Origin of the sequence: Elstera litoralis (assembly GCF_000963705.1) — a bacterium.
GTDB classification, from domain to species: domain Bacteria; phylum Pseudomonadota; class Alphaproteobacteria; order Elsterales; family Elsteraceae; genus Elstera; species Elstera litoralis.
Map to the genome: position 1 here is coordinate 1 of NZ_LAJY01000320.1, position 6,188 is coordinate 6,188.

Sequence of the window (6,188 nt, forward strand, 5' to 3'; positions counted from 1 at the left end):
CACCTCGCCGAAGCCCACGCCAGCGTGCGCAAGATCACCCATATCACCATCGTCGGGCGGGATTTGGCAAAAGCGCAGCAAACCGCCGCCAGCCTGCACGGGCTCGCCGCGACGGTCGATGCCACCACCGATGTCGCCGCCGCCGTGCGCAGTGCCCATATCGTCTCCTGCGCCACTCTGGCCCAGGAGCCCGTGATCCACGCGCGTGGCTCGCCCCCGGCACCCACGTCGATCTCGTCGGCGGCTTCACCCCGACCATGCGCGAGGCCGATGACGCCGCCATTACCCGCGCCGAACTCTATTGCGATACCCGCGCGGGCGCGCTCCACGAAGCGGGCGATCTCTGCCAACCCCTACGCGCCGGGCTGATTGCCGAAGACAGCATTCGCGGCGATCTGTTCGATCTGGTGCGCGGCACCGCCCGCCTGCGCTCCAGCCCCGAAGCGATCACCCTGTTCAAATCGGTCGGCACCGCGATTGAAGATCTGGCGGCGGCGGAACTGGCCGTCGAGTAAAGGTCGAGGGCGCTGCCCCCGAGCCCCCGCCTAAGGGGCTTCGGCCCCTTAGGAAACCAGGTTTTCTGGGGCTACTCGGGTTTCATTTTAAATAATTGGGATTACCAAGGGCAAGCCCCTTGGTTGGGGTTGTTAGGGGCAAAGCCCCTAACCCTTTAATCCAACTGCACCAAAATCGCCTTCAGATAGGCCGATTCCGGCAAGAACGGGTGCACCGGATGATCCGGCCCCGCGCCCGCTTGACGGAGAATGCGGCCCGTGCGCCCGGCTTTGGCGAGGCCGGCGCGCAGCTCATTGGTGAAGGCTTCGGCATCGACCGCGTGGGAGCAGGAGGCGGCGAGCAGGAAGCCGCCGGGGGTGACGACCGAGGCGGCGGAGCGGATCATCTTGCGATAGCCGCGCAGGCCCGCGTTGAGGTCTTTTTTCGATTTCACGAAAGCGGGTGGATCGGCGATGACGAGGCCGAAGCGCTCCTTATCGGTGAAAAGCTGATCCATCACGAACACGCCGTCGCCCTGCATGGCGCTGACATTGGCGACGCCGTTGAGTTCGGCGGCGGCAAGGCCGCGATCCAGCGCCGGGCGGGAGCGGTCGACCAGCACGACTTCCGTCGCGCCCGCGAGGCCCGCTTGCACGCCGAAGCCGCCCGCGTAAGTATAAACATCGAGCACGCGCACGCCTTTGGCCAGATGGGCGGCGGCGGCGCGATTGTCGCGTTGATCGTAGAACCAGCCGGTCTTTTGGCCGTCGAGCACATCGACGAGGAAGCGCCCGCCGTTTTCGAGAATCTCGATGGGCTTGGTTAGATCAAGGTCCGGATCGGCCAGGGCGATTTCGGTGCCAAGCTCCAAACCTTCGAGCGTGCGCGAGGAACTATCGTTGCGCAGCACGATAGCGCGCGGCTGCAACACTTCCTGCAAGGCCACCAGCAGGGGCGCGCGCAGGGCTTCCATCATCGCCGTATTGAGCTGCACTGCCAGAACATCGCCGTAGCGATCGACCACCAACCCCGGAAACCCATCGGCTTCGGCGTGGATCAACCGATAATGGGGCGTGGGGAAGAAGCGCTGGCGCAGCTCCAACGCCCGGCGCAGGCGGGTGGCGAGCAAGCCGGTATCGATGACGACGCGCGGGTCGTGCGCCATCAGCCGGGCGGCGATCAGCGTGTGCGGATTGAAGCCGAAGATACCGAGATTGGTTCCCCCGGCATCCAGCACGCGCACCAATTGGCCGGGCGGCAGGGCTTTGGCGGCGGGGGTCATCTGGATTTCGTTGGAGTAAATCCAGGGATGACCATTGCGCACGCGGCGATCGCGGCCTTCCTGCAAGCGCAGGACGGGGAGTTCGATGGGGTGGGTCATCCGCGACGCTGCGCGGCGAGCGGCTGCGCGAACTGCGGCTCAACGTCCCACGGGAAGTAGATCCAGGTGTCCTGACTCACTTCGGTAATATAGGTATCGACCATCGGTTTCCCTGCGGGTTTGGCGTAAACGGTGGCGAAATGGGCTTTCGGCAGCAGTTCGCGCACGGCTTTGGCGGTATAGCCCGTATCGACCAGATCATCGATAATCAGCCAGCCGTCGCCATCGCCGGGGTTGACGATATTCTTCAGAATGCGAATCTCGCCGCGCGCATGATCGTCGGAATAGCTTTTGATGCAGATCGTATCGACGACGCGCAAATCGAGTTCCCGCGCGATAATCGCCGCCGGAACCAGCCCGCCGCGCGCAATGGCGATGATGCCGTGCCAGGAGCGGCCTTCGATCAAGCGCCAAGCCAGCGCCTTGGCGTTACGGTGCAATTCTTCCCAAGAAACCGGGAAGGTTTTGGGGGACGGATTGGAATCGGCCATCGCGGGCGGGCTCCCTTAGGCGTGACGATCAAAAAGAAGCCGCCTGTGTAGCCGATCCCATGCCCGCCGACAATGATTTGGAGCGGGATACTGCCCCGCCCCGCTCAACTATCCAAACCAGGGTCTTGCAGCAAGCGGCACCCGGCAATGCGCCAGCCGCCATCCTTCTGGCGTTCCATGAAGTAGATGGCGAGCACCGAAGCGCCCTTGCTGTCGGTCAGATGCACCATCTGCACCGGCGTGCCGTCCGAGGATTTCAGCGCGCCGAACCAGACCGAGCCGGGCCGGTAGACGGGCGCATAGGCTTCGCGCACCAGGGCCAAGAAACGGCTGGGCGAGCCGAATTGCGTTTGCAGGCTGGGGGTGGCGAAGCCGAAGGCCGCAGGCGCATCGTCACGCGCGAAGGCATCCATCTGGGCTTGGATCACGCCGCGAATCGCGGTGCGGTCGGCATCACTGAAAGTCTGGGCGTGCAGCGAACCCGCAAAACTCAGGCTTAACAGCACGAGCAATAAGGAAAAACGGGATTTTAGCGCCGAGAAGACCATGACCGCCTCCTCATGAGGGGATAGGACTCATGAGGATAGCGCGTTTTCAGGCTTCTTCCATTGGGAAGACGAGTTACCGAACGAAAAGCTGAACTTCGTTGGCGTCCACGGTCGGCGAATTGCTCGACGATAGCGCGAGCCGGTTCGGCGGCAGGCCCATATCGGTGAGCGAGCGCATCACCTGTTCGGCGCTGCGCCGGGCTTGGTTCGCCGCCAAGGCCGCTGGCCCGGCCCCGCCGCGCGTCGGGCTGACGGCAACGAGATCGAAGCTCACGTCCGGGCGGCGTTCGAGCGCCTGGGAGACGGCATTATACAGGGCTTGTTCGTAGACCACATTCGGGCGGTCGAAGCGGATCACCACCAGCGGGCGGCGACCGTCGGGGCGCACAACCCCGGCAGCATTGCTAAGGCCCGAGGCGTCGCCGCCGGAACGGCCGATCCGAGACCCGCCTGCTGCACGCGGCCCGAGAGCGCGCCACCAATCGGCTGGCCATTCTTCACCGCGACCGACAGGGCCGTGAGATTGCGGCGTTCGTTGCCGATATAGGTGCTCTGGCGCGCCACATCGTCGGAAATATCCGACAGCATGCGATCAATCGCCACTTGCGCGCGGTTGGAATCGTCGAGCAGTTTCGCCAAAGCCTGATGATCTTCATCCAGCGCGCCGGAAATGCCGAAGGCTGCCCGCGTGGCATCGACGATATAGGCCGCCAGCGCGGCATCGGCGGCAACGACGGTGGAGAGCTTGTTCAAGCGCCCCACATCCTCATTCAGCCGGTCCAGCGTGGTTTGCGCCTGGTCCCACTGCTGGGAAACAATCGGATTGCCCGGCGTCGTGCCGACCTGGAGCCGCGCATTCATCGCCGCGACCAGGGCATAATAGAGCTGGCCGTTTTCCATATTGCCGTTGCGGATCGACGCCAACAGGCTTTGACGATCGTCCAACTGGCCGGTCAGACGGGTTAAATCGGCGCGCAACTGCGCCGCCTTTTCCCCAACCGGCGTGGAGGCCGGAACCGCCACCGTGGGCGCGGGCGGCAAAGTCGCCGCAACCCGGTTGCTCGATTGCGCGGGAGCGGGTGCCGACGACACCGAAGAGCCGTTAAGGCTGCCGCAGCCCGAAACAGCGGTGAGAAGCGCGACGGAAAGCAGCGAGAAGGCTACTTTGCGGAACGGATGAGCGGCCATAAACACGGGCATGTGGTCGGAGCACCTTCCCCGGACAGATACAACGGCACCCCCTTACGACCCTGAACCGTTTCAATCGCAACCCTGCTACCAGGATTAGGGGCTTGAAACGGCACCAACTGGATAAACGGAAGGTACCTTAATGGGTCGGGATACTATCGGAAGGTTTTGCCCATTCCAAGCCCCCCTTGCACCGCACCGCACCGATTCCTTGCCCTTTCGGCGGATTTCCGCGCGGGATGGCCCCGCCGCGCCCCTTCTGTCAAACGATTGGCAGCGCCATTCATTTTTCCTCTTGCGCTGCCCGCACGCTCTCGCTAATTTCCGCCACCTCAACGGCGGGCGCCCGTAGCTCAACTGGATAGAGCACCAGACTACGAATCTGGGGGTTGGAGGTTCAAGTCCTTCCGGGCGCGCCATTTTCTTCTGAGACATCAGAAAATTTAGGCCGCAAGCCGTTTGAGAAAATTCATAAAAACAGACTGGTTTCGCCTACCCCCGCGTTTTGGGCGTCGGCCAGGATTAAACAGTCCATCCCGAGCGTGAATCCCGCAAATGGGGATTCACAATCCCCACAAAGCCTAATCGCCCGAGAAAATAATGCATGTCGTCGTCGCATGGGCGAGCAGACGGCCTTTGGCATCGGTGATCTTGGCTTCCGACGTGCCGATGCGCCGTCCCGCCGAGAGAATTTTACCTTCGATCGTGAGCAGGCCGGAATCGGGCAGGATGGCGCGAACGAAATTGGCCTTCACTTCCAGCGTCGTATAAGTCTGACCCGCCGCCAAAGTAGAATGGACTGTGCAGGCCAGCACCGTATCGAGCAACGTTAGGGCATAGCCCGCGTGGATGGTACCCATCGGGTTGAGAAAAGCCGCTTTCGGCGTGGAGGTGAAGACCACGCGCCCATGTTCCGCCACATCGGGATGCATGCCCATCACCTCGGCCATCGGCGGCATCGGCAGTTCGCCGCTTTTCATCCGGTGCAGAATTTCGAGACCGCTCAGCGTGATCGCATCGGCGGGCAGCGGGGCAAAAATCGGCTGGGTCATCGGGGGCGCTCGCAAAAACCTGTGTATGCAGCTATCATGACAGCGCCTTTCCGTTTCCGTCAAGAGCCGCGCCGCCGATGCCCGATCCGAATTACCGCAGCCTCAATGATTGCCTGATGCTTCACTTGCGCAAGGCCACCCGCCGCGTTACCGCGCGGTTCGATCGGGCGTTGCTGCCGCTGGGGCTGACGGCGACGCAGTTTGCGATTCTGGCTCATCTCGGATGGGCGCACGACCGGGGCAAGAGCTGGTCGGTGCAACGGCTTGCCGCCGCGCTGGCGATGGACCCGAGCAGCCTGACGCGGGCGTTGCAGCCTCTCCAGCGCCGAGGATTGCTCAGCCTGGACAGTGCGCCCCAGGATCGCCGGGCGAAACAGCCCGCGATTACCCCCGACGGGCGGGCGCTGTTCATCGAGGCCTGCGCGATCCGGGAGCAGGTTCATAGCGCGCTACTCGCCCAAATGGGGGCGGCGGAGGCGGCGGCGCTTGTCGGGCTGCTAAAACAGACGATGGAGGCTTAAAGCGCCTTGGTTTCCGGCGCGGGGGCAGGCGCGGGATCGGGCAGTTTCGGCAAACGGCCTTCGATGACGGTGACTTTCGTGCCGACATCGACCAGCTTGAACACGGCTTCGATATCTTTCGGCAACATGCGGAAACAGCCGGAGGAGGCGGCCCGGCCAATCGATTGCGGCTCGTTGGTGCCGTGAATGCGGTAATAGGTCCAGCCCAGATCGAGCGCATAAAGCCCCATCGGATTGCGCGGGCCGGGCGGAACCGAGGCCGGGAGTTTCGGGTCGCGCCGCCGCATTTCCGGCGTCGGCACCCAAGTTGGGTTGCGGCGTTTGCGCAGCACTTCGGTCGTGCCGAGGGGAATGAGATCGCGCGAGCGGCCTACCGCAATCGGAAAATTCTGCGCGCTGCCATCGGCCAACACTACGCGCAAGCGCCGTTCGGCGACGGAAATAAGAATGGCCCCAGCGGGGGGGCTCGGCTCTGCCGGAGGGGCCGCCGACGGGGGTGCCTGGGCACCGGC

The 6,188-nt window shown here is 63.6% G+C and carries 9 protein-coding genes, 1 tRNA gene and 1 pseudogene; 4 read left to right on the forward strand and 7 right to left on the reverse strand.

All coding sequences use genetic code 11. The annotated features are described in order from the left end of the window. Window positions 1–24: 24 nt before the first annotated feature. A pseudogene (locus tag VZ95_RS29320) lies at window positions 25–195 on the forward strand (ornithine cyclodeaminase family protein); the annotation flags it as partial. Continuing rightward, window positions 168–515: a hypothetical protein gene (locus VZ95_RS22020; RefSeq protein ID WP_408606086.1), complete on the forward strand. Its 348-nt coding sequence runs from the start codon at window positions 168–170 to the stop codon at window positions 513–515. The pseudogene VZ95_RS29320 and the gene VZ95_RS22020, both read left to right, overlap by 28 nt. Before the next feature lie 155 nt (window positions 516–670). Here the strand turns inward: VZ95_RS22020 and VZ95_RS12650 are convergent, their stop codons facing one another. From VZ95_RS12650 to VZ95_RS12665, 5 genes are all read right to left on the reverse strand, one after another. Next, the gene (locus tag VZ95_RS12650; protein ID WP_045776167.1) at window positions 671–1,876 is read right to left on the reverse strand and encodes a class I SAM-dependent rRNA methyltransferase; all 1,206 of its coding nucleotides are present in this window, start codon (window positions 1,874–1,876) and stop codon (window positions 671–673) included. Beyond that, window positions 1,873–2,367: a xanthine phosphoribosyltransferase gene (gene gpt, locus VZ95_RS12655; protein WP_045776168.1), complete on the reverse strand. Its 495-nt coding sequence runs from the start codon at window positions 2,365–2,367 to the stop codon at window positions 1,873–1,875. The genes VZ95_RS12650 and gpt overlap by 4 nt, the downstream gene beginning before the upstream one ends. Window positions 2,368–2,471: 104 nt before the next feature. After that, window positions 2,472–2,915: a DUF4864 domain-containing protein gene (locus tag VZ95_RS12660; protein ID WP_045776169.1), complete on the reverse strand. Its 444-nt coding sequence runs from the start codon at window positions 2,913–2,915 to the stop codon at window positions 2,472–2,474. Between the two features lie 73 nt (window positions 2,916–2,988). Beyond that, a complete protein-coding gene (locus VZ95_RS22025; protein WP_052711731.1) occupies window positions 2,989–3,303 on the reverse strand; it encodes a hypothetical protein in 315 nt (104 codons plus the stop codon). Further along, window positions 3,270–4,115: a hypothetical protein gene (locus VZ95_RS12665; RefSeq protein ID WP_052711732.1), complete on the reverse strand. Its 846-nt coding sequence runs from the start codon at window positions 4,113–4,115 to the stop codon at window positions 3,270–3,272. Before VZ95_RS12665 ends, VZ95_RS22025 begins: the two co-directional genes overlap by 34 nt. A gap of 330 nt (window positions 4,116–4,445) precedes the next feature. Between VZ95_RS12665 and VZ95_RS12670 the strand changes: the two genes are divergently transcribed. Continuing rightward, window positions 4,446–4,522, forward strand: a tRNA-Arg gene (locus VZ95_RS12670). A gap of 162 nt (window positions 4,523–4,684) precedes the next feature. Here the strand turns inward: VZ95_RS12670 and VZ95_RS12675 are convergent. Continuing rightward, the gene (locus VZ95_RS12675; protein WP_045776170.1) at window positions 4,685–5,155 is read right to left on the reverse strand and encodes a PaaI family thioesterase; all 471 of its coding nucleotides are present in this window, start codon (window positions 5,153–5,155) and stop codon (window positions 4,685–4,687) included. Between the two features lie 77 nt (window positions 5,156–5,232). On the opposite strand from VZ95_RS12675, the gene VZ95_RS12680 reads away from it, so the two are divergent. Continuing rightward, window positions 5,233–5,676 carry a MarR family winged helix-turn-helix transcriptional regulator gene (locus VZ95_RS12680; protein WP_045776171.1) on the forward strand — a complete coding sequence of 148 codons (444 nt, stop codon included), beginning with the start codon at window positions 5,233–5,235 and terminating at the stop codon, window positions 5,674–5,676. On the opposite strand, the gene VZ95_RS12685 is transcribed toward VZ95_RS12680, so the two are convergent. Beyond that, window positions 5,673–6,188: L,D-transpeptidase (locus VZ95_RS12685; protein WP_156995276.1), on the reverse strand; the 516-nt coding region annotated here is incomplete at its 5' end. The genes VZ95_RS12680 and VZ95_RS12685 overlap by 4 nt on opposite strands.